This is a genomic window from Paraburkholderia sp. BR13444 (genome assembly GCF_040948755.1).
Classification (GTDB): domain Bacteria; phylum Pseudomonadota; class Gammaproteobacteria; order Burkholderiales; family Burkholderiaceae; genus Paraburkholderia; species Paraburkholderia youngii.
In genome coordinates this window covers 270,237-291,487 of the sequence record NZ_JBFPKM010000007.1, presented here as the reverse complement: position 1 = coordinate 291,487, position 21,251 = coordinate 270,237, and the positions used below count along the sequence as shown (strand labels likewise).

Here is a 21,251-nt window from a genome sequence, read left to right as displayed (position 1 = left end):
CCGAAAGGCTTTACATGATTCACGAACTCGCCGCTCAACTCGACAACGGCATCTCAGCCCTGCAGACGCTGCTGTACGTCGACGTGGTCCAGCCGATCTTCTACCGCTTCAATCTGATGGGCTATGACGAAGACACTTACGACGCGCTCTACTGGGTGATCGTCGGCGCGTTGCAGATAGTCGTGTCGTATCTGCTGTTGCGCCCGCTCGAAGCGCTGCGCCCGGTGGAGACATGGTCGGACCGCAGGGCGCTGCGCGCGGACGTGGTCTACACGTGGATCGCCAAGCTCGGCATCATCAATCTTGCATTCTTCTTTCTGCTGCAGCCGTTCTTCAATCATTGGCAGAGCCTGATGGCGATCCACGACGTGCCCAACATCGAGGTCGATGATTTGTGGCCGGGCATCACCGATCAGCCGCTCGTGTCGTTTCTGATCTACCTGATCGTGCTCGATTTCGCCGGCTACTGGTATCACCGCTGGCAACATCGGTTCGGCGTGTGGTGGGAATTGCATGCGGTTCATCACAGCCAGCGGCAGATGTCGCTGTGGGCCGACGACCGCAATCACTTTTTGGACGACATCTTGCAGGCGGCGTTTTTTGCGGCCATTGCGCTGTTCATCGGCGTGCAGCCAAACCAATTCGTCGTGCTCGTCGCGCTCGGCAATTTCATGCAGAGTGTGCAGCACGTGAATGCGCGCCTCCCGTATGGATGGCTGCTCGAACGCCTGATCGTGAGCCCGGCATTTCATCGGCGTCATCATGCGATTGGCTATGGCCACGAAGGCACCCGCTACGGCTGCAACTTCGGCGTGCTGTTCCCGTGGTGGGACATGCTGTTCGGCACCGCGTCGTGGGAGCGCGCCGTCGAGCCGACCGGCATCCGCGATCAGCTGCCCGCGCCGCATGGTGCCGCGCGCTCGTATGGGGATGGACTGATCGCTCAGCAGTGGTACGCGTTCGGCCGCATCGCCGGGCGCCTGCGCGGCCGGCCCGGTGCGGGCGAGATCAATCCGTGAAGGTCGGTGCGAATTGGAAAATGGCCGCGGAGCACCTCCGTCAGGTTCTCCGCGGCCTTTTCGTTTCGGCCCCGCTCAGGTCTCGACATCCGCGAGACTGAAGGTTTCCGTCTTGTCGTTGTACGAGAAGATTTCCGCGTAACGGCCCCAGTCGATCACCGCATCGAGGGTTTCCTGCGCCGCGCTGTCGGACAGCAGGTCCTCGAGCTCCTGCTCGAAGCGCACGCGCGGCGCGCGATGTCCGGGCCGTTCGTTGAGCACCTTCCTGATTCGCGCGGCGAGCGGCACACACTGCAACAGATGATCGGCGAACATGATCTTGCGCTCTTGCGTGCCGCCCTCGGCGAATCGATGCGCGGGCGGCGTGAGGAACACATCGCCCTCGCTGACTTCGGCAAAGCCGAGGTACTGCAGCATCTCCGCGATCGGGAACAGGTCGTCGACTTCCAACTGCAGCGTGCGCGCAATCTCGGGCATGTCGGCGCGGCCGTTATAGGGCGCTGTCGCAAGCGTTTCGATCAGACCAGCCATCAGGTTCGTCGACACGTTCGGCAGCCAGCTGCCGGGTTCGAGTTCGCGTTTGGCCGCGGCTCCAGTGGGGCGCGCGGTCATCTTCGCGTAGATTTCGTCGACGAGCGCGCGAAAATCCGGGTCGAGCCGGTTGCGCGGATGAGCGAACGGCACCACGGTCTCGGCCACCACGCGCCCGGGGTTCGACGACAGTACGAGAATGCGATCGCACATGAACACGGCTTCCTCGATGTTGTGCGTGACTATAAGAACCGACTTGATCGGCATGCGGTCCTGGTTCCACAGGTCGAGCAGGTCGGTACGCAGCGTTTCGGCGGTCAGCACGTCGAGCGCGGAGAACGGTTCGTCCATCAGCAGGATGGTCGGATCGACGACGAGCGCGCGTGCGAAGCCGACACGCTGCCGCATGCCGCCCGACAGCTCGCGCGGATACGCGTTTTCGAAGCCGTCGAGACCGATCAGATCGATCGCCGCGAGCGCGCGCGTGCGCCGCTCCTCGATGCCGACGCCGAGCGCCTCCAGCCCCGCTTCGACGTTCTGCAGCACCGTCAGCCACGGAAACAACGCGAAGGTCTGGAACACCATCGCGACGCCCTCGGCTGGACCGTCGAGCGGCTTGCCCAGGTAGGTCACGTTGCCGCTCGTCGGCCGGATCAAACCGGCGATGATGCGCAGCAGCGTCGACTTGCCCGAGCCCGAGCGGCCGAGCAGTCCGACGATCTCGCCCTCGCGCAGCGTCAGATTCACGTCGTCGAGCACCAGCAGCTCGCTCTGATTTTTATGAAAGCCGCGGCTCACGTGCTCGATGTTCAGCACCTGCCCGCCCAGGCGCGGCGACGACTGGAGCAGGTCGGCGGGGATGGCTTGAATGACGTTTTGCATGGGTTTACTCCTGGTCGAGTCGGAGCCTTGATTCGGCGAAGGCATACAGGGGACGCCACAGCGCGCGGTTGAACAGCGTGACGAATAGCGCCATCACGGCGACGCCAAGGATGATCTTCGGAAAGTCGCCGGCGGCGGTCGTCTCGGCGATATAGGCGCCGAGGCCATGCGCGGCGACCTTGGTATCGCCCCACTGGACGAACTCGGACACGATGCTCGCGTTCCACGCACCGCCCGACGCGGTGATCGCGCCGGTCACGTAGTAAGGGAACACGCCCGGCAGCATCACCTGGCGCCACCATTGCCAGCCGCGGATGCGGAAGTTGGTGGCCGCCTCGCGGTAGTCGTTCGGATAGGCGGTCGCGCCCGCGATCACGTTGAACAGGATGTACCACTGCGTGCCGAGCACGATCAGCGGCGACAGCCAGATATCCGGATTCAGATGAAAGCGCACGATCACGATCACGAACACCGGGAACAGCAGATTCGCGGGAAACGCGGCGAGAAATTGCGCGAGCGGCTGGACCTTTTCCGCGAGCGCCGGACGCAGGCCGATCAGCACGCCGATCGGCACCCAGATCAGCGACGAGATCGCGATCAGCACGGCGACGCGCAGCAACGTGATGAGCCCGAGCAGGAACACGTGACCGACCTCGTCGAGCGTCACGCCGGTATGCACATAGGCCACGACGCGATTGATCACATAGACCGTCAGCACGAATACGAGCACGCCCCACACGATGTCCCCGACGCGTGTCGACGTGTCGCTGCGCGCTCGGCTGGCACGCCGGATGTTCGCGAAAGGCACACGCAAAGGGATGCGCGCGGTGCTCGCGAGCATCACGCCCGCCGGCGTCAGCAACTGATGAATCAGACGTGTGCGCCGCATCATGTCGAGCAGCCAGGACTGCGGTGCGTTGCCCGAACTCGTGGTCTCCATGCGGAACTTGTCGGCCCACGCGACGAGCGGACGGAACAGCAACTGGTCGTAGGCGAGGATCACGACCGTCATCGCGAGGATGACCCAGCCGATCGCGTGCAGATTCTTGTCGCTGATCGCCTGCGCGAGGTAGGCGCCGATGCCCGGCAGCGTAATCGTGTTGTTGCCGACCGTGATCGCTTCGGAAGCCACGACGAAGAACCAGCCGCCCGACATCGACATCATCATGTTCCAGATCAGTCCCGGCATCGAGAACGGCACTTCGAGCTTCCAGAAGCGCTGCCACGACGTCAGGTGAAAGCCGCGCGACACCTCATCGAGGTCGCGCGGCACCGTGCGCAGCGACTGGTAGAAGCTGAACGTCATGTTCCACGCCTGGCTCGTGAAGATCGCGAAGATCGCGGCGAGCTCGGCGCCGAGCACGCGGCCCGGGAACATCGCGAGGAAGAACGTGACCGTAAACGAGATGTAGCCGAGCACCGGCACCGACTGCAGGATGTCGAGAATCGGCACCAGCACGAGGCCGGCGCGGCGGCTCCTGGCGGCCAGCGTGCCGTAGACCAGCGTGAAGATCAGCGAGGCGACCATCGCCGCGAGCATGCGCAGCGTGGTGCGCATCGCGTACTCGGGCAGGTTGGCCGGATCGAGCGAGATCGCCTGGGTCTTTAGCGTCGACATCGGCGCGAGCGTCTCGTGAAAGCCGATCGACGCCATCGCGATCAGGCAGATGATCAGCGGAAAGGCAACGAAGTCCCATCCGTTTGGAAGCAGCCGGCGCGCGGATGCGTTGGCGGTGCGGTTCAGATTGAAACCGAACTCCATCAGTCACCTCCGGGGCCGTGAGTATTGGTGAGCAGCGAAGTCGTTGCGCCGTACAGGGCGGTGGCCTGCGCATCGATTCGCGACGGATCGTTGAGTTGGAACATGACGAATTGCAAGTTGATGAAAGGGCTTATTCAGCAAGCAACGGTCACGACGAGGCAACACCACAATCTTTCGATGATGGCGTCGATTCGTGACAGGAGCTTGGCAGAACTTAGGAGAAAAGCGAGCCGATGCGGCGCCACAGCGTGGCGAGCCGATTCGAGTGGACCGGATCGAGCGATAGAAGCGACTCGTAGTGAGCGCGCGACTCGTTGCGATAAGGCAGATGCGGCAAAAGCAGAGCGAAATTCATGACGTTTCTCCGCGCGTCGTGTGTTGACGCGGCAAGCGGAAAGCGGGCAGACGGTCCAACGTCGCACGCTTGGCGCGGCGTCAGGGTGCTAGCTGCTTTCCTTCTGTAAGGCTGAAGGAAAGGGGCATAAACAACAACTGTCACTGTCGGGCATGTCGGCTCCTCGTCGGTTGAACTGCGCGCAGACGCGCAGCGTGGTTCTACCGGATTCGCCCGAGCTCGCGAGGAGGCGCGGGTATGGGCGAGCGCCGGCCGCAAACCCGAAGGCTTGCGAGGGCGTGCCAGTACGGACGAGCGAAGCCCGCGTCCACATGGCGCTAATGATCGAGGTGCACGAAGGAGCTTTGCTGCGGCGCGCACCGTTCTGCCTGCTGGCGGAACGGCGGCGCGGGGAAGGGGCGCGGACGTTCTGCCGGTCAGGCAGTGAAACTGTTCGAAGATTGACTACTGCAGGTGTCCAAGGCATCAGCCTCATTTGAGAAGACGGGCGAATTCTAGACGCGGTAAAAACCCGGAGTCAACTAGCTTCTGTAAGCAGAGCCAACATTCTTCGACGAAGGCATGCACGACGAGTTTGAGAATCATTGCGTGAGCCCCCAAGAACCCGCGGTCGTCTTTGTGCGATTTTTACTTGCGCTTTTGCGGAGCATGTCAATACAATCCGCCCCAACGTATCGAAGGAGTCGTCCATGGACCCGTGTCCAGAAAGTGGAAGTCCGATGCCGGCCAGCACCGGCAGCACCACCGCGAGATAGTCGCCGCAGGTTCACTCCTTCGCCGCTGACTCGCTGAAGTCGGGTTAGCGCGCTTCGATTCCAACCGGCCTTGCCGTCGGTTTTCTGTAGCACGCCTGCTCTTTTTTGACCGTCGTTTGCGAGCCTGCTTGCAGAGGCGATTGCGCTTTCGCATTTGCGCTTGCTGTTTGCCGGATCTTTCGCACACGTCCATGCGCATGTGCGAATAACGACGGAGCGATCCGCCTATAACACTTCAGTCCCCAACAACCGATGAAAAATATCGACAAGCGCAGACTACTGGGCTCCGGCGGTTCGATCGCCGTGACTGCGGTCCTTTCCCTCGGCCTCGGCCCTTGCGCGTTCGCGCAGACACCCGGCGACACCACCCCGGCGCAAGCGGCGCCATCGATTGCACCGGCCGCACCGGTTCCCGGCGCCACGGACAATGCGGCGCCCGCCGATCAGACCGTCGCAGCGCCGACCGGATTGTGGGAGCGCTCGAACCTGTTCGGCGAAATGGGCGGCCTGCGTCCCTGGCTCGGCAACTACGGCGTGACGTTCAATCTGCAGGAGACCAGCGAATACATGGGCAACCTGTCGGGCGGCACGAATCGCGGCGGTGCTTACCAAGGCTTGACCGGGTTCGGGCTCGTCGTCGATACGGAAAAGGCCTTCGGATTGCCGGGCGGCACCTTCAACGTCTCCGGTCTGCAGATTCACGGCACGAGCCTGACCGCCAGAAATCTGCAAACACTGCAAACTGCGAGCGGCATCGAAGCCGACGCCGCGACCCGTCTGTGGGAACTGTGGTATCAGCAGTCGCTCGGCAACGTCGATGTGAAGATCGGCCAGCAAAGTCTCGATCAGGAGTTCATGGTCAGCCAGTACGCGGCCACCTTCATGAACGCAACGTTTGGCTGGCCGGTGCTGCCGGCCGTCGATCTGCCCGCGGGCGGGCCGGCCTATCCGCTGTCGTCGCTCGGCGTGAGGGCGCGCGCATCGTTCGCGAACGGCGTCACCGTGCTGGGCGGCGTATTCGACGGCAACCCGGCGCCAGGCGTCGGCGATCCGCAAAAGCTCAACGCGAGCGGCACGAACTTCAATCTCGGCAACGGCGCGCTGGTGATCGGCGAACTGCAGTACGCGATCAACCAGCCGTCGGCGAATTCTTCCGATCCGAGGCAGGCTGGCCTGCCGGGCACCTACAAGCTCGGCTTCTGGTACAACAGCAATCACTTCGCGGATCAGGGTTTCGACACCGGCGGCCTGTCGCTGGCAAATCCGGCGAGCAACGGTGTGCCGACGAGTCATCGCGGCAACTACAGCTTCTACGCGGTTGCCGACCAGATGGTGTGGCGCGCAGGCCCCGACAGTCCGCAGTCGGTCGGCGTGTTCGCCCGCATCATGGGTGCGCCGGGCGATCGCAATCTGGTCGATCTCGGCGTCAACGCGGGCGTCACGCTCAAGGCGCCGTTCAAGGGGCGCGACAACGACGTGGTCGGGCTTGCGCTCGGCTATGCAAAGATCGGTTCTCACGCACAGAATCTGGCGAGCGCGCAGGCGCTGTACACGCCGGGCTATCCGTCACGCAGCGCGGAGACGGTGCTCGAAGCCACTTATCAATACCAGGTCGCGCCGTGGTGGATGCTGCAAGCGGACTTCCAGTACTTCTGGCGGCCGGGCGGCGGGATTCCGGACCCGGACGATTCGTCCCAGCGCATCAGGAACGAAGCGGTTCTCGGCTTGCGCACGACGATCCAGTTTTGAGGAAAGGTCGCGCGGCAGGCTGATACGCGCTTCATCAATCGCTTCAACAAAGGCCGCGCGCCGCATCGCCGAACATGATCGGTCGATGCGGCGCGTTACGACGCACGCCGACTTGGCGAGCGCCCCGGCTCATCATCGACTCGCTTACCCCTGCGCATGCGCGGCGACCGCGTCCAGCGTGCGCGCCGAGTACACCAGCGTCGCGCCCGCGTTGACCGCCATCGCGACGCCGAGCGCTTCGGCGATTTCCTCGCGGGTCGCGCCGTGCTTCAGCGCCTCGGCCGTATGGACCGTGATACAGCCGTCACAGCGCAGGCTCACCGCGACCGCGAGCGCAATCAGCTCGCGCGTTTTCGCGCCGAGCAGATCGGTCTTCTGACCGGCATTCGACATCGCCTGATACGCCTTCACGCTGTCCGGCGCGAGCTTCGACATTTCGCCGATTCGGCCGAACAGTTCCTTGCGGTAATCGATCCAGTTCAACATGGCAGTGCTCCTTGGTCCGTTGCGCGCCAGCGGTTGCCGGCGTCGTGGAAACAGTATTGCGCCGCGCCGCGATATCCTGAATACTCATTCGACTCAACTTTTAGCGCGCTCGTCTCATGGACACGCTCAGTCGCCTGATCGACCTTGCCCGGCCGCAAGCGAGTCTCGACCTTCGCTGCCTGCTATCAGGCGCATTCGATATCGATCACACGCCGCTGGAGAGGGGCGTCGCGCCGTTTCATCTGGTGCTCGACGGCAGTTGCGTGATCGAGACCGCCGCCGGCGAGCAGCTCGAATTGAAGGCCGGCGATTTCATGCTGTTTCCGCGTGGCGCCGCGCATCGCGTGCGCGACGTGAAGCGCTCGGCGGGCGGCCTGCCGCTGACGCTCGGGCACGACGGCATGCTGCCGGTGCGGCGCAACGACGGTGAGGAAGCCGCCACATCCGCGCAGACGCCCAACCACACCGCGACTCATGAAGGCGTCGATCTGCTGTGCGGCCGCTTCGTCTATGCGCCCGGTTCGTCGGCGTTGCTGCTCGATGCGCTGCCCGATCCGCTGCACGTGTCGCTCGGGGACGCGCAGACGCTCGATGCATTGCAAACGCTGATCACTTTGATGCGCGGTGAAGCGGCGCGGCGTCAGCCTGGCGCGCTCACCATCGTGACGGCCTTGAGCCACGCGCTGTTCGCAATGGCACTGCGCGTGCACGGCGAGCGCAATGCGGACAGCGCCGGCATGCTCGCGTTGCTGACGGACGCACGACTCGGCGCATCGGTGCAAGCGATGCTCGACGCACCCGAACGCGCGTGGACGATCTCCGAACTCGGCGAGCGCGCGGCGATGTCGCGCGCGACCTACGCGCGCCGTTTCAACGAGCGCGCGGGCATGACCGTGATGGATTTTCTGACGCAGATCCGCATGGCGATCGCCAGCGACCTGCTGTTGCGCACGCAACGCAGCGCGGCGGACATCGGCGAGGCGGTCGGCTATCAGTCGGAGGCGGCGTTCGGCAAGGCGTTTGCGCAAAGCGTCGGTGTGACGCCGGGACGTTACCGGCGTCGCACGCAAACGGACGATGCTCCGGATGACTGACTAAAGAATCGACGCGCGCGCGTGATTCTATTTGGGCGTTTCGCCCTTGCTGAACGCACGTCTTTCGAGCGACGCCATCAGCCGCGCGACCACGAGCGCGCAGACCGTCCCGAGCGTCACTTCGGCAAGCCGCAGAAAAGCCTTGTCCCACGCGGGGCCGATGCCTGGCGCCAGCAGCATGATCGTCGCCGTGATGCCGCCAAGGCGCGCCGCGCTGCCGACGTTGACGACCCAGCAGATCAAGATCGCGGCCGCGACGGTCGCCGCGTACGCGGCAAAATGGCCGCCGCCCGCGAGCGTGCCGATCAGCCCGCAAATGCCGCCGACCATCGCGCCGATGAACTGGTCGCGCGACAGCTTGCGAGTGTCGATATAGCTGTGCTGGCTCACCGCGATCGCGGTGATCGCGGCCCAGAACGCCTGCTCGGTGTGCAGCGCGCGGCCGATGCCGAACGCGAGACTCGCGCCCGCCACCGCCTGCAGGGCCATGAAGCCGCCCTCGATCAAGCGGTCGCCGAGCGGCAGCGTCTTCAGGAAAGCGAACAGCGCATCGGCGGCGGGCGTGCGCGAGGAGGGGCTTGAATCGTCGGACGGAGTCATCGGATGAAGGCGGCTCGCAGGGGCAGGGTCGTGCCATATTCTAGCGGCTCCACCCGACGCTTCCACCGCTGTCTAGATCGTGCCGAACAGCGCGCGCGGCCGGTCGCGCAGCGTGTGCGCGAGAATTTGCAGGCCGCGCGTCAGCTGCTCGCGCGACTCGGCGCAAGCGAGATTGATGCGCACGCCGTGTTCGACCGTCGAGCGATCCACCGCGAACGCGGAGGCCGGCATCGTGTTGACGCCGCGCGCGAGCGCGTTGGCCGCGAAATCGTCCGAGCGCCACGGCGGCGGCACGCGCAACCACACGAACATGCATGCGGGATCGCTCTTCAGATGCTCGGCGGGCAGTAGTTCGCGCGCGATCTCCTGGCGAGCGCGCAACTCGGCGCGTTGCGCGTCGAGGATCGTCTGCGCGGTGCCGTCCTCGATCCAGCGCGTGGCGATCAGCGTCGACAGCGGCGCGGGCATCCACGCGGTCGTGCGCACCGCTTCCGCGGCCAGCGCCGCGCCATGCGGCGGCGTGTGCAGATAGCCGATGCGCAGGCCCGGTGCGAGGATCTTCGAGGTCGACGTGATGTGGAAGGTCAGCTCCGGGCACAGACTCGCGATCGTCGGCAAGCGCGCTTGCAGCAGCGGACCGTACACGTCGTCCTCGATGATCACGATGTGATGCCGGCGCGCGATCTCGGCGAGCGCCGCGCGACGCGCGAGGCTCATCGTCACCACGGTCGGGTTCTGCAGATTCGGCACCGTGAAGATCGCCTTTACGCGCCGATGCCGGCACGCGTCTTCGAGACGGTCGGGCAGCAGCCCTTCGTCGTCGCTCGGAATGCCGACCAGTTCGAACTGAAACACCGGCGCGAGGGCTTTCAGGCCATAGTAGGTCAGCTGATCCGACAGAATCACGCCTTCATGCCCCATCAGGCTGCTCAGCACCGCATACAGGCCATGCTGCGCGCCGCTCGTCACGACCACGCTGTCGGCGCTGGGCGTGAAGCCGGGCGCGGCGAGCCATTGCGCGCCCGCGGCCCGCGCCCATTCGGGGCCCTGCGGCGGCTGATATTCCTGGGTCTGCGGATAGCGGGGATCGTGCGCGATCTGGGCCATCGTCCGCGCGAGCTGCGTGAGGAATTCACCGGTGGCGGGCCGGTTCACGGTCAGGTCCAGCACGGCGTTCGCGTCGGCGTGGCCGCTTGCCGATGTGCTGTCGCTGCGGGCATGCACGGCAGGCATGGCGCCGCCGGTGACGATCGAGCCGCGCCGCTTGCTCGCGACGATCAGCCCACGCGCCTGCAACTCCTTGTACGCGCGCGACACGGTGGAGACATTCAGGCCCAGCTCCAACGCGAGCTCGCGCTGCGGCGGCAGACGGCTGCCCGGCGGGTAGAGGCCGCTGCGGACTTGTTCCTCGAGGCTGCGCGACACTTCGAGATAAGTCGGCTGACGGCCCTTTGTCTGGAGCACGTCCTCACCGTTTGTGTGGTCAATTGCGCTTTTCATCCAGCGTGAATCTCCATGCAAAAACCCGTTCGAGCGTGCAGGACCCTGCCAATACTAAACCCGTTCGTCGTCGGATCGGCAACTGGAAGTACATCGCACTGCACGATGCCAGCCCATTTCGCTCGGGGAAAGTACCTAAGTCCACACAAAGCCAAATTAATTGCACACAAAAAAACTTTGTGTGAGTATTAAAGCATGATTTGTGTGGCGTTGCGTCGAAAGACGACGCGCAACTGTGGTACAGGAGGGACGGTCGTGACAGAGCAGCAGAGCACGCTCCTGCCGGTCGATGCATCGGGCGGAAATTCGGGTCGGGCGGCCAGTGCGGCCGGGCGGCGCACGCGATGAGCGAAGTCGCCGTGCTGGGCGCGGGCTTCATCGGCCTGTCGAGCGCCTACTGGCTGATGCGCGACGGTCACCACGTCACGCTGTTCGACGCGCTCGGTCCGGGCGAGGCCACGTCATACGGCAATGCGGGCACGTTCGCCAACTATGGCTGCATTCCGGTGAACAACCCGGCGGTGTTCCGCAATCTGCCGCGTTTCCTGTTTTCGCCGACGAGTCCGCTGCGGATTCGCTGGCGCTATCTGCCGCAACTCGCGCCTTGGCTTGTGCGCTTTCTATGCGCGTCGATGCCGCGGCGCTACGAGCACAGCGCTCGAGCGCTCGCAAGCCTGCTGTCGCGCGCGTTCGACGGTTACCGCGAGATGCTCGAAAGCGATAACCTGTCGCGCTTCGTGCGGCCGCGCGAATGCCTGTACCTGTATTCGAATGCGGCGTCGTTCGACGCGGCCCAGCCGTCGCTCGCGTTGCGCCGCTCGCTCGGCGTGCGCTTCGAAAACTTCGACCGCGCCGGCATTGCCGCACTCGAACCGAATCTCGCGCCGATCTTTGCGCACGGCACGTTGTTCAACGACAGCTGGTTCCTCGGCGACCCGCGCGGCTTCTTGCAGGCGTTGCACGCGGCGCTGCTCGCTCGCGGCCTCAGGCATGAGCGCGTCGCGGTTCGCACGCTCGTGCCGGGCGCCAACAGCGTGCGCATCGTCGACGACGCGGGTCGCGCATATGATGCCGCGCAGGCGGTCGTCTGTGCCGGCGCATTTTCCGGCCGCTTCGCACGCCAATGCGGCGACCGCGTACCTCTCGATACCGAGCGCGGCTATCACGTGCGCTTCCCCGGCACGTCGTCGCTGATTTCACGGCCGTGCGGCTGGGCCGAGCGCGGCTTCTACATGGTGCCGATGGACGGCGGCATCCGCGCCGCGGGCACCGTCGAACTGGGCGGCTATGGACCGCAGCGCAATGCCGCGCTGCTCGATCTGATCACGCGCTCCGCGCGGCTCGCGCTGCCGCAATTGCCTCAATCGGATAGCGACTGGCTCGGTTTCCGGCCGAGCCTGCCCGACGGCCTGCCGGTCGTCGGAGCGTCGAGCGCGTCGCCGCGCGTCGTCTACGCATTCGGTCATCAGCATCTGGGCGTCACGCTGGGCGGCGTGACGGGCAGCGTCGTCGCCGATCTGGTGGCGGGGCGCGTGCCGCCGGTCGATCTCGAGCCTTATAGCCCGCGTCGTTTTTAATCACCGCAACTGCTGCACGGAAGAGGACGGACATCATGAAACGCAGAAACCTGGTTGTCGCACTCGCCCTTGGGATGTTGTGCGCGCATGCGCCGTCGTACGGCGCCGAGCCGCAAATCGTCAAGATCGGCTTCGTCGGACCGCTGACCGGACCGGTCGCGCGGGTCGGCAAGGACCTGCAGAACGGCGCGCAGCTCGCGGTGGATGAAGCGAACGCGAAGCATCCGATGATCGGCGGCAAACCCGTCAAATATGTGCTCGACGTGCAGGACGATCAGGCCGATCCGCGCATCGCGATCCAGGTCGCGCAGAAGCTCGTCGACGACGGCGTGGTCGGCGTGATCGGCCATTACAACTCGGGCTGCAGCATTCCGGCCTCGGCCGTCTATCACACGGCGAACGTCGCGATGATTACGCCGGGATCGACGAATCCGGCGCTCACGGCGCAGGGTTTCGCGAACGTGTTTCGCACGATGGGGCACGACGGCGTGGGCGGTGTGATCGCGGGCGAGTTCGCGGTGCAGCAGTTGAAGGCGAAGCGCATCGGCATCATCGACGATCGCACCGCGTTCGGCCAGGGCCTCGCCGATGCGTTCGAGAAGGGCGCAAAGCAGGCGAACGGCAATGTCGTCGATCGCGAATTCACGAACGACAAGGCGGTCGATCTGCGCGCGATCCTGACTTCGTTGAAGCAGAAAAACGTCGACCTGATCTTCTTCGGCGGACTCGACGAGCAGGGCGCGATGCTGGTCAAACAGATGCGCTCGCTCGGCATGCCGGCGCAACTGTTTGGCGCGGGGGCGCTGAAGAGCAACGCGTTCCTGCAGATTGCGGGCAACGCGGGCGAGGGGACGCGCGATCTCGAGCCCGGTCCCGCGCTCGACAAGCTGCCGTCCGCGCAGGAGTTCGGCAAGCGCTACAAGGCGCGCTTCAATCAGGATGTCGAGCTGTATGCGCCGTTCGCCTACGATGCCGCGCTCGCGATGATTCAGGCAATTCAGAGCGCGGACTCGCTCGATCGCGCGAAGATCGTCGCGGCTTTCCCGAAAGTGAGCATAACGGGCGTGACGGGGAAAATCGCGTTCGATCCGCATGGGGATCTGATCAAGCCGCCTTATACGCTGTTCGAGGTGCAGCAGGGGCAGTGGAAGAGTCAGCGGACCGTGGGCGGCGGTGGGGTGTGAGAGTGCCGCCGCGATCCCGGCAGCTCACCGCGGCTCGCGTCCAAACGCTTCGCGCAGCTTGCGCTTGGCCTGTTGCAACGTATCGCGCCGCTCCTTCGGCAGGTTTCGGCCCGCCCGATTGATGTAGAAATTGAGCATCGACATCGCCGATTGAAACGGCGTGCCTTTGCGTCGTCGGCTCACCGTCGACGAGTGCTTCAACGATTGCGCGATGGACTCCGCGCTGCCGGTTTTGAAAATATTCTTCTGGATGTCCATCGCGTCGCTCGTTTCCATCACGTGATGCGACCATTTCTTCGCGCCGGATGCGCCGCTCGACTTCGCGGTTTTGGCGCGATGCGCGGCCTGCGCCTGCGCATGGCGCTGGCGCGGTGGCCGTCCCGACTTGCCACGCGACACAGGGCGTTTCGATCTGCTGCTGGCCTTTCGGGTCGCCATTGTGTTTGCTCCTGAAGCGCAATGCCGGACTGGCCACGCATCGGAAATGGTCGGTTCGGCGATCAGAGCTTCACGCCGCCGGCCTCGGGTGCATCCGACGAACCCGGGGGAATTTCACCGACGCCCACGTCGTTGCGGTTCGTATAGACGTCGCCGCCCCAGTACGGTTCGCTGCCGTAGTACTGATGCACGGTGGTGGCCCACGTCTGATCCGCCATCGATGGCCAGTGATCCTTATCGAATCCCGGTGCGTTCTTCACGCGCTCGGCCACCATGTTCAATACAAAGCATTTTTCCTGCGTATCGAGCGTCAGCGCACTCCACGGAATCGCGAGCAGCTTGTCGCCGATGCCGAGAAAACCGCCGCTCGACAGCACTGCATACGCGATGCGGCCCGACCGCACGTCGAGCATGATGTCCTTGATCTTGCCGATGTGCTCGCCGTCGCTGCTGATGACCTTGTTGCCGTCGAGCGTAGCCGCAGCCATTACGTCCGGGCCTGGGCCTTCCGCGGTCGCGGCGCCTTTGCCGACGATGTTCGCGCCTTGCGTCTGGGTCTGCATCACCATGATGGGCTCCTTTGATGGGGTGAATGTACCGAGACATTTAGCAACGGCCGTTCCATCGAGCCGTGCGGCGCAGTTGCTCCGCCGTTACTCGGCAGTTTCTCGATACCAGCCGGCGCCGCATTCTCCCGACGAGGCGCCGCGCGCGTAAAGGATGCGAGCACGTTTGCAATTATTGCGTCCATGCCGACGCAAGCGCTGCCCGGCGAAGCGCGATGCGCGCATGCGACGCATGCATCGCGCGGCATAGGCCTTGCTCGACTTTCAGCGATGGCGGCAGGAACTGAGGGATCACAACCGTCCTTTTTACTTCATGGAGAGAAGCCAGATGAGCAAGTATCCGAAGGCATGGCTGGTCGCGGCATGTGTGGCCGCGTCGGGCGCCGTCGCGTCGGGCGCCGCGTTCGCGCAGACGGGCGGCGGCAACGGCAATAGCGGCGCCGGCGGCGGCAATGCGCATGGCGCGGCGACCGCCGCGCCGACGGCGGGCAACGAGCCCGCACCGAATGCGATGGGCAGCACCGGGGGCTCGACTTCGTCGATGAAACACCATCACAAGAAGTCGAAGGCAACGAAGCCAATGAACGACACGACGAACACGCCCGGCGCCGATGCCAGCAGCGATACAAAGGGACAGTAACGCTGGACCGATGCGCGGGCGGCGATGCACCGTTGCGTTCGTCGTGACGCACGGACGATGCCGCTTCGCATCGGGGGGAGAATATCGTGACCAGGAACATTCACTATCAGGCGAACATCTGCGGGGGGGACTTCGCGCACGTTCGCGAGTGCTTCAGCAACTGGAAATCCGAGACGCTCGTGTATCGTCGGCAACAGCCGATGTTCGAAGGCAAGCAGGAAGTGCGGCCGTTGTCGGAGCGCGTGTTCGACAACGGCGAAGTCGCGCATAACACGCTCGCGAGCGTTTGTTCGCCTGGCGACGAGTATGCGCTGGCGGCGGAGATACGGGACGGCGAGCGCGATGTCTGGCTCGTGATGGCGGCATTCGAGGAAGACGTTTGAGCCTTCGCCGATTCATCGCCGAGCCCGTCACTGGGCCGCCGGTTTCGATTCAGATGGAAGTTCCAGCCCAGTGTGCATTTGGGCCGCGGCGCTTTCGTGTTTCGCGGCGGGGGATTTCTTGCGCACCACGCGCGATTTTTTCAGCAGACTCGTCAGCGAACCGTTGATGGTGTCGTCGGCCGGCGACTCCCGCGTCTTGCGTCCTTTCCCACTGGTCGCGCGCGCGAGTTTCGCCGCGCGTTTTTCCGCCTGCGCCAGCAGCACCGCGAAGGCCACTTCATCCACCTTGAGTCCGCGGCGCGCTTGACCTGGCGCGAGGCTCCGCAATTCGTCGGCCTCGAACGCGCTGATGATCGCCGGGTGGATATAACAGCGCCGGCAGACAGCGGGCGTATTGCGCAGCAGGCTCGCCACCTCTTTCACGGTTGCGACGATATGACCGCGCGCTTCGGCTGCGCTGCTGCACATCAAACGGCGCAATGCCGCCAGTGCGTATACGCTGCCGGCCCATGTGCGGTAGTCCTTCGCGGTGAAGTCGGCGCCGCTCACGCGGCGCAGGTAGTCATTGATATCGGTCGAGCCGACGCCGTGGCGCGTGCCGTCTTCGTCGAGATACTGGAACAGGTCGTGGCCGGGCAGCTCCGCGCAACGTCGCACGATGCGCTTGACGGCTGGATTGTCCACGGTCACGTCGTGCTCGATGCCGCTCTTACCGCGAAACTGGAAGCGCAATTGACCGGCCTTTATCTTCACGTGCCGCTTGCGCAACGTCGTTAATCCGAATGACTGATTGTCGCGCGCATATTCGGCGCTGCCGACGCGAATCAGCGTCGTGTCGAGCAACTGCACGATGGCCGCGACGACCTTGTCGAGCGGCATGCCGGTCAGCTTCAGGTCACGCGCGACACGCGCGCGGATTTTCGGCAATGCGCGGCCGAACTCGGCCATCCGTTCGTACTTGTCGGCGTCGCGCGTTTCGCGCCAGCGCGGGTGATAGCGGTACTGCTTACGGCCGCGCGCGTCGCGGCCGGTCGCTTGAAGATGACCTCGCGGATCGGGGCAGATCCACACGTTTTCATAGGCGGGGGGAATCGCGAGCGAGTTGATGCGCTGGATCTCGTTCTCATCGACGATGCGCCTGCCGTTCAGGTCGAAATAGATGAAGCCGTCCCGCTCGCGCTTGCGCGTGTAGCCGGGTTTCGTGTCGTCGGCGTGGCGCAGGCCCGGCGGCATCGGCTGCGGTGCGGTGTTGTCGGTCGCGCTCGCCGGGTTGCGTGATGCGGTCGTGGAATGAGTCGCGGTAGTCATGGTCGCAAGTAGAAGTTTCAAGCGGCTGTAGCAAGGGGAATGCCATTCACACTGAACCAGGGCGCTTGAGCGGAACGGTCCTTGCGGAAAAAGTCGATGTGACCAACTGGAAAGGGGGCTTTCATGACCAGCACACTCAATCCCGATGAAGAGCCGCAGCGGACTGTCAAGCAAACCTCCGACACGACGGGCGCGCTGGGTCCCAGCGACTCGTCCGATAGCGGCAGCGACGTGGCGGGCGCGAAGCGTCACGATTTCGACGTCGATACGGAGCTCGACAATCACGCGCTCGAAACCGGCGACGCGGAACTCGGCAGCGATACCGATCGCTCGGGTACGGGCGAGCGCGCGTCGGCCGACGGCGATTCGACGTTGGAAGCGGATCGCGATATCGACACCGACCACGTCGTCGATCCGCGAGTGCCTCCGGGCGCGGAGCGATCCGGTGAAGAGGAAACCGATGTCTGACCAGGTTGCGTTTCGCGCACGAAGCGGCTCGCGCTGACCGGCGCAAGCGGGCACGTGTCTTGCGGGACAACGTTTTAGTGAAGGCGCCGCGCTATGCACCTGCATAACGAGCAAGCGAGCGCGGCGCCACTCGAAGGAGAGGACGCATGACTGATGCACTGAATGGCTACAAGGTAGCGGTACTCGCCGTAGACGGCTTCGAGCAGGCGGAACTCGTGGAGCCGAAACGCGCGCTCACCGAGGCGGGCGCGACGGTCCACGTGATTTCGGCGAAGCCGGGCAAGATCCAGGGCTTCAAGCACGTCGACAAGGGCGACACCGTCGATGTCGATGCGACGTTCGACAAGGCCCGTCCCGAAGACTACGACGCGCTGGTGTTGCCAGGCGGCGTCGTGAACGGCGATGCGTTGCGACTGCTGCCGCAGGCGCAGGCTTTCGTCAAAGCGGTCGACAACGCGAAGAAGCCGATCGCGGTGATCTGCCACGGCACGTGGCTGCCGGTATCGGCGGGGATCATCAAGGGGCGCACGGTGACGAGCTGGCCTAGCCTGCAGGACGATATTCGTAACGCGGGCGGCACGTGGGTCGATCAGGAAGTGGTCGAGGACGGCAATCTGATTTCGAGCCGCAAACCCGCCGACCTGCCCGCGTTCAACAAGACGCTGATCGGGCAACTGACGAAGCGCAAGGCGGCTTGATCGAAGGCGGCGCGCTGGCTTCGACGCCGGCGCATTGTGATTCGACACTGCGCATCGGCGATTCGACAGGGAGAAAGTGCATGAAATTCCGGTATTCCCTACAAGTGTTGACCGCCGCGCTGGCTGCGTTGGGCGCGAGCGCGGCAACGATCGGCACGGCCAGCGCGCAGGCGAGCGATGCGCCCGCGAGTGCCGCGCCGGCCGGAAAAACGACGCTGTCGCCCGCGGATCAGCAGTTCGTGCTCGAAGCGTCGAAGTCGGACGCCACCGAAATCGCCGCCAGCAAGATCGCGCTGAAGAACTCGAACGATCCGCAGGTCAAGAAGTTCGCGCAACAGATGATCGCGGACCACACGAAGCTGTCGCATGCGATGGCCGCGCTGGTCGCGAAGAAGGGCTTCAAGCCGACGCCGTCCGCGGATTCCGCGCTGGTCGGCAAACTGCAGACGTTGAAGGGCTCCGAATTCGATGCGGCCTACGTCGAGCAGGTCGGCGTGGAAGCGCATCAGCGTGCGGTGGATCTGTTCCAACAGCAAAGCGAAAGCGGCACCGACGCGCAACTGAAGGCCGCGGCCATACAAGCGCTGCCAACCATCAAGCATCACCTCGAGATGGCGCAGCAACTGGCCGGCAAATTGAAGGGCTCGTCATGAACGCGATCCTGCCACGGCCTGCCTATGAGGACTCTCTGATGCAGATCACTTTCCCCGACGACGACCCGGTCTTCGACGGCGCCAATCTGACCGTGCGGTTTCTTGCGCGCGTCGATGGCGAGCCGGTGGTCTGCTCGATCACCGCCGAGGCTCTGGAAGATCATTTCGGCGCGGAATCCGCGCTCGAACCTGCGTTGATGGGCGCCTTCGACAGAGGCCGTCAGCGCATCCGCTCGGTCTGCGCGGAAGCGCTCGACCAGAACAACGGAGAAGGCGTGGTGTTGCATAGCGGACTGTTCAGAGTGGAAGGCATGGAACCGGATCGCGGCACCGCGGCGTAGGGCTGCCGCGTGTTGCACTGACTGGGCGCGCTGCTCGTGACGCGCGCCACCCCGGCGACGGTATGGTCCGTGAACGCTAGTCAACGATAAAGGAGGCGTAATGTCACTCATCGTCGCAGCACGCTTCACGACGTTTCCGGCCGCGGAAGGCGCGGCGCAAAAGCTTTTCGAGGCGGGTTTCGTCGAAGAGGACGTCACGCTGTTTTTCGTCAATCCGCGCGGCCAGCACGCACGTTTCCCGATCGGCGGCGACACGGATACCGACCCCGGCGCGCGAGAGGCGCCTAAAGGCGTAGGCATGGGCGTGACGATCGGTGCGGTTATCGGCGCGGTGATCGGCGTGGCGATTTTCGCGGCGTTTTCCGCACCGCTGCTGGTGTCGCCGATCGCGGCGGGCGTCGGCGCGTATGTCGGCTCGCTGATCGGCGCGATGTTGCGCACCAAGGAGCATGGCAAATCGGACTATCGCGTGCCGTATCACGAGGAGGCCCGCAAATCGGGCGTGCTCGTCGCCGTGCATGTGTCGCCCGACAATCAGCTCGATGCCGCACGCGTGCTGCGTGAAGCGGGCGGCGTGTCGATCGAGAAGGCGACCGGCCGCTGGCAGCAGGGACACTGGGCCGATTTCGATCCGCTGAAGACGCCCGAACCGATCAAGGAATTCGCGGAGAAACGCGAGTGATGTAAGGGATGCGGTATGCCAACGGAAAACGGCCCGATGACGATGATCGGGCCGTTTTCGGTTTATCGCGCGCTTTCTACGTCGCGCTACGCCCACGGTTGCCGCGTGTCGTGCGGCGGCTGAAATCGTTCGAGCTGCCTTTCGCTATTCGTCGGCCAGCATGAGGCCGCCGTGATGCCGTCATGCGAGCGGCCGTTCGATATCGTTGCATGCGGCTGACGCGCCGCCGCGTCCGGCGACGCGATGTGCGCGCGAATCTGCATCACGGTAGCCGAACTGACGATTGCGACCGCCGCCAGAAATTTGATGCTGCCGGATTTTTTCATCGTGATTCCCCCTGTCGTTATAGATTGCCGAATCGATTGGATTAGCAACCGCTGTGCCACTCCAGCGAAGATCGAAACGCGGCGCCAGGCGTGTATGCCGGGCACGCGTGATGCGAGCTATCCAATGCAGCCCGCCGCGCGTCGAACCGATTCATCGCGACGCACATAAAAAGCTCCGCGCGGCGGATTCCGCGATGAACGAAACCCTTGGAGGTATTGAATGGCTACCAACGTTGTTTCCGTATTGAATGACCTGGTCGAAACGTCGAAGGATGGCGAAAAGGGCTTTATGAAGGCAGCTGAGGATGCGCACGACGAAGAGCTGAAGATGCTGTTTCGCTCGACAGCAGACGAGTGCTCGCGCGGCGCGCGTGAGTTGCAGGATGTCGTTCAGACCCTGGGCGGCAAGCCGGAAACCGGCGGCAGCATGACCGGTGCGCTGCATCGCGGCTGGGTCGACGTCAGATCGGCGGTTTCGGATCGCAGCGACTATGCGATTCTCGCCGAGTGCGAAAAGGGCGAGGACGTCGCGAAGAAGCGCTATCACGATGCGCTCGAAAAGGATTTGCCGGCCGATGTGCGTGCGATCGTCGAGCGGCAATACCAGGGCGTACTGCAGAATCATGATCGCGTGCGCGATCTGCGCGACCGGTATGCGGCGATGAAGCGTTGATCGACGCATCGATGCAATAGAAAGAGCCGGCTCCGCAGCCGGCTCTTTTTCGTTCCGCTCAGTCGAATCGGCGTGAACCGATCATGCGGATATCAGTCGGCGGCCACCTTCAGATGGTTCTTCACGCTCTCGACACCCTTCACGTTCTGCACTACATCCTCGGCGGCGGTCTTGTCTTCGGCCGATGGCACCGAACCCGTGAGCCACACGACGCCCTTAACGGTCTTCACGTGGATATGCGTCGATTTGACGTTCTTCGCGGCAAGCAGATCGGCCTTGACCTTGGTCGTAATGGTGCCGTCGTCGATATGCTGGCCGACGCTTTCCGACGCCGCGGGCGGAGCCGAAGCGCTGGTCTGGGCGTTCGCGTTCAGCGCGAACGCGACGACAGCGATACTGCCTGCGGTCTTCAGAAGCTGGATCGTCTTCATGGTTTTCTCCTTCAGGTGGTGATGAAAATGGCGGTCTTGTTGCCGGTGGCCGATCGCGGCGCAAGCCGCTGATGACACACGTGGGGTCGTCGCCGCTACGGTACCGTCAGGGGCCCGTTTCTCGACACCGGGCGCCGTACTCGCATCCAC

Annotated in this window: 24 protein-coding genes; 13 read left to right on the top strand and 11 right to left on the bottom strand. The window is 64.1% G+C overall.

From position 1 onward, the window contains the following. Positions 1-14: 14 nt before the first annotated feature. On the top strand, positions 15-1,019 hold the full coding sequence (locus AB3X95_RS21680; protein ID WP_368622500.1) for a sterol desaturase family protein: 1,005 nt from the start codon (positions 15-17) through the stop codon (positions 1,017-1,019). Between the two features lie 75 nt (positions 1,020-1,094). Here the strand turns inward: AB3X95_RS21680 and AB3X95_RS21675 are convergent, their stop codons facing one another. From AB3X95_RS21675 to AB3X95_RS21665, 3 genes are all read right to left on the bottom strand, one after another. After that, positions 1,095-2,432, bottom strand: coding sequence for an AAA-associated domain-containing protein (locus tag AB3X95_RS21675; RefSeq protein ID WP_368622499.1), 1,338 nt, complete (start codon positions 2,430-2,432; stop codon positions 1,095-1,097). Positions 2,433-2,436: 4 nt separating this feature from the next. Beyond that, a complete protein-coding gene (locus AB3X95_RS21670; protein WP_368622498.1) occupies positions 2,437-4,194 on the bottom strand; it encodes an ABC transporter permease in 1,758 nt (585 codons plus the stop codon). Positions 4,195-4,408: 214 nt separating this feature from the next. Continuing rightward, positions 4,409-4,549, bottom strand: coding sequence for a hypothetical protein (locus AB3X95_RS21665; protein ID WP_176123724.1), 141 nt, complete (start codon positions 4,547-4,549; stop codon positions 4,409-4,411). Positions 4,550-5,556: 1,007 nt separating this feature from the next. Here AB3X95_RS21665 and AB3X95_RS21660 point away from each other — a divergent pair. Further along, complete coding sequence (locus tag AB3X95_RS21660) at positions 5,557-7,053, top strand: carbohydrate porin (protein WP_368622497.1); 1,497 nt, start codon at positions 5,557-5,559, stop codon at positions 7,051-7,053. Between the two features lie 144 nt (positions 7,054-7,197). Here AB3X95_RS21660 and AB3X95_RS21655 read toward each other — a convergent pair whose 3' ends face one another. Next, on the bottom strand, positions 7,198-7,539 hold the full coding sequence (locus AB3X95_RS21655) for a carboxymuconolactone decarboxylase family protein (protein WP_176123726.1): 342 nt from the start codon (positions 7,537-7,539) through the stop codon (positions 7,198-7,200). A gap of 116 nt (positions 7,540-7,655) precedes the next feature. On the opposite strand from AB3X95_RS21655, the gene AB3X95_RS21650 reads away from it, so the two are divergent. Continuing rightward, positions 7,656-8,633 carry a cupin domain-containing protein gene (locus AB3X95_RS21650; protein WP_368622496.1) on the top strand — a complete coding sequence of 326 codons (978 nt, stop codon included), beginning with the start codon at positions 7,656-7,658 and terminating at the stop codon, positions 8,631-8,633. Between the two features lie 27 nt (positions 8,634-8,660). Here the strand turns inward: AB3X95_RS21650 and AB3X95_RS21645 are convergent, their stop codons facing one another. Beyond that, entirely contained in the window at positions 8,661-9,233 is a 573-nt protein-coding gene (locus AB3X95_RS21645; protein ID WP_176123728.1) for an aromatic acid exporter family protein, read from the bottom strand. A 72-nt stretch (positions 9,234-9,305) separates the two neighbouring features. Next, on the bottom strand, positions 9,306-10,733 hold the full coding sequence (locus tag AB3X95_RS21640; RefSeq protein ID WP_176106073.1) for a PLP-dependent aminotransferase family protein: 1,428 nt from the start codon (positions 10,731-10,733) through the stop codon (positions 9,306-9,308). A gap of 344 nt (positions 10,734-11,077) precedes the next feature. Here AB3X95_RS21640 and AB3X95_RS21635 point away from each other — a divergent pair, with 344 nt between their 5' ends. Both AB3X95_RS21635 and AB3X95_RS21630 read left to right on the top strand, forming a co-directional pair. After that, positions 11,078-12,310 (top strand): NAD(P)/FAD-dependent oxidoreductase, encoded by a 1,233-nt coding sequence (locus AB3X95_RS21635; RefSeq protein ID WP_368622495.1) that lies wholly within the window; start codon positions 11,078-11,080, stop codon positions 12,308-12,310. A 35-nt stretch (positions 12,311-12,345) separates the two neighbouring features. Continuing rightward, on the top strand, positions 12,346-13,494 hold the full coding sequence (locus tag AB3X95_RS21630; RefSeq protein ID WP_184227372.1) for a branched-chain amino acid ABC transporter substrate-binding protein: 1,149 nt from the start codon (positions 12,346-12,348) through the stop codon (positions 13,492-13,494). A 24-nt stretch (positions 13,495-13,518) separates the two neighbouring features. On the opposite strand, the gene AB3X95_RS21625 is transcribed toward AB3X95_RS21630, so the two are convergent. Further along, a complete protein-coding gene (locus tag AB3X95_RS21625) occupies positions 13,519-13,932 on the bottom strand; it encodes a DUF3175 domain-containing protein (RefSeq protein ID WP_368622494.1) in 414 nt (137 codons plus the stop codon). Positions 13,933-13,994: 62 nt separating this feature from the next. Then, entirely contained in the window at positions 13,995-14,501 is a 507-nt protein-coding gene (locus AB3X95_RS21620; RefSeq protein ID WP_176106069.1) for a PRC-barrel domain-containing protein, read from the bottom strand. Between the two features lie 325 nt (positions 14,502-14,826). Here AB3X95_RS21620 and AB3X95_RS21615 point away from each other — a divergent pair, with 325 nt between their 5' ends. Both AB3X95_RS21615 and AB3X95_RS21610 read left to right on the top strand, forming a co-directional pair. Beyond that, the gene (locus tag AB3X95_RS21615; protein WP_018438198.1) at positions 14,827-15,138 is read left to right on the top strand and encodes a hypothetical protein; all 312 of its coding nucleotides are present in this window, start codon (positions 14,827-14,829) and stop codon (positions 15,136-15,138) included. A gap of 86 nt (positions 15,139-15,224) precedes the next feature. Next, positions 15,225-15,521, top strand: coding sequence for a hypothetical protein (locus AB3X95_RS21610; RefSeq protein ID WP_176106067.1), 297 nt, complete (start codon positions 15,225-15,227; stop codon positions 15,519-15,521). 27 nt (positions 15,522-15,548) lie between these two features. Here AB3X95_RS21610 and AB3X95_RS21605 read toward each other — a convergent pair whose 3' ends face one another. Then, positions 15,549-16,829, bottom strand: a complete 1,281-nt coding sequence (locus tag AB3X95_RS21605; protein WP_368622493.1) for a DNA topoisomerase IB — start codon at positions 16,827-16,829, stop codon at positions 15,549-15,551. 123 nt (positions 16,830-16,952) lie between these two features. On the opposite strand from AB3X95_RS21605, the gene AB3X95_RS21600 reads away from it, so the two are divergent. From AB3X95_RS21600 to AB3X95_RS21580, 5 genes are all read left to right on the top strand, one after another. Further along, positions 16,953-17,297: a chemotaxis protein gene (locus tag AB3X95_RS21600; protein ID WP_368622492.1), complete on the top strand. Its 345-nt coding sequence runs from the start codon at positions 16,953-16,955 to the stop codon at positions 17,295-17,297. 146 nt (positions 17,298-17,443) lie between these two features. Further along, entirely contained in the window at positions 17,444-17,995 is a 552-nt protein-coding gene (locus AB3X95_RS21595) for a type 1 glutamine amidotransferase domain-containing protein (RefSeq protein WP_013091830.1), read from the top strand. Between the two features lie 80 nt (positions 17,996-18,075). Continuing rightward, on the top strand, positions 18,076-18,648 hold the full coding sequence (locus tag AB3X95_RS21590; protein ID WP_368622491.1) for a DUF4142 domain-containing protein: 573 nt from the start codon (positions 18,076-18,078) through the stop codon (positions 18,646-18,648). Continuing rightward, positions 18,645-18,989, top strand: coding sequence for a DUF1488 domain-containing protein (locus AB3X95_RS21585; protein WP_176123736.1), 345 nt, complete (start codon positions 18,645-18,647; stop codon positions 18,987-18,989). The genes AB3X95_RS21590 and AB3X95_RS21585 overlap by 4 nt, the downstream gene beginning before the upstream one ends. A gap of 100 nt (positions 18,990-19,089) precedes the next feature. Next, entirely contained in the window at positions 19,090-19,671 is a 582-nt protein-coding gene (locus AB3X95_RS21580; protein WP_176383051.1) for a hypothetical protein, read from the top strand. 86 nt (positions 19,672-19,757) lie between these two features. Here the strand turns inward: AB3X95_RS21580 and AB3X95_RS21575 are convergent, their stop codons facing one another. After that, positions 19,758-19,997, bottom strand: coding sequence for a hypothetical protein (locus AB3X95_RS21575; RefSeq protein ID WP_368622490.1), 240 nt, complete (start codon positions 19,995-19,997; stop codon positions 19,758-19,760). Between the two features lie 220 nt (positions 19,998-20,217). Between AB3X95_RS21575 and AB3X95_RS21570 the strand changes: the two genes are divergently transcribed. Beyond that, positions 20,218-20,670, top strand: a complete 453-nt coding sequence (locus AB3X95_RS21570) for a PA2169 family four-helix-bundle protein (RefSeq protein ID WP_176123739.1) — start codon at positions 20,218-20,220, stop codon at positions 20,668-20,670. 92 nt (positions 20,671-20,762) lie between these two features. On the opposite strand, the gene AB3X95_RS21565 is transcribed toward AB3X95_RS21570, so the two are convergent. Next, positions 20,763-21,101: a BON domain-containing protein gene (locus AB3X95_RS21565; protein ID WP_176123740.1), complete on the bottom strand. Its 339-nt coding sequence runs from the start codon at positions 21,099-21,101 to the stop codon at positions 20,763-20,765. Between the last annotated feature and the right edge of the window lie 150 nt (positions 21,102-21,251).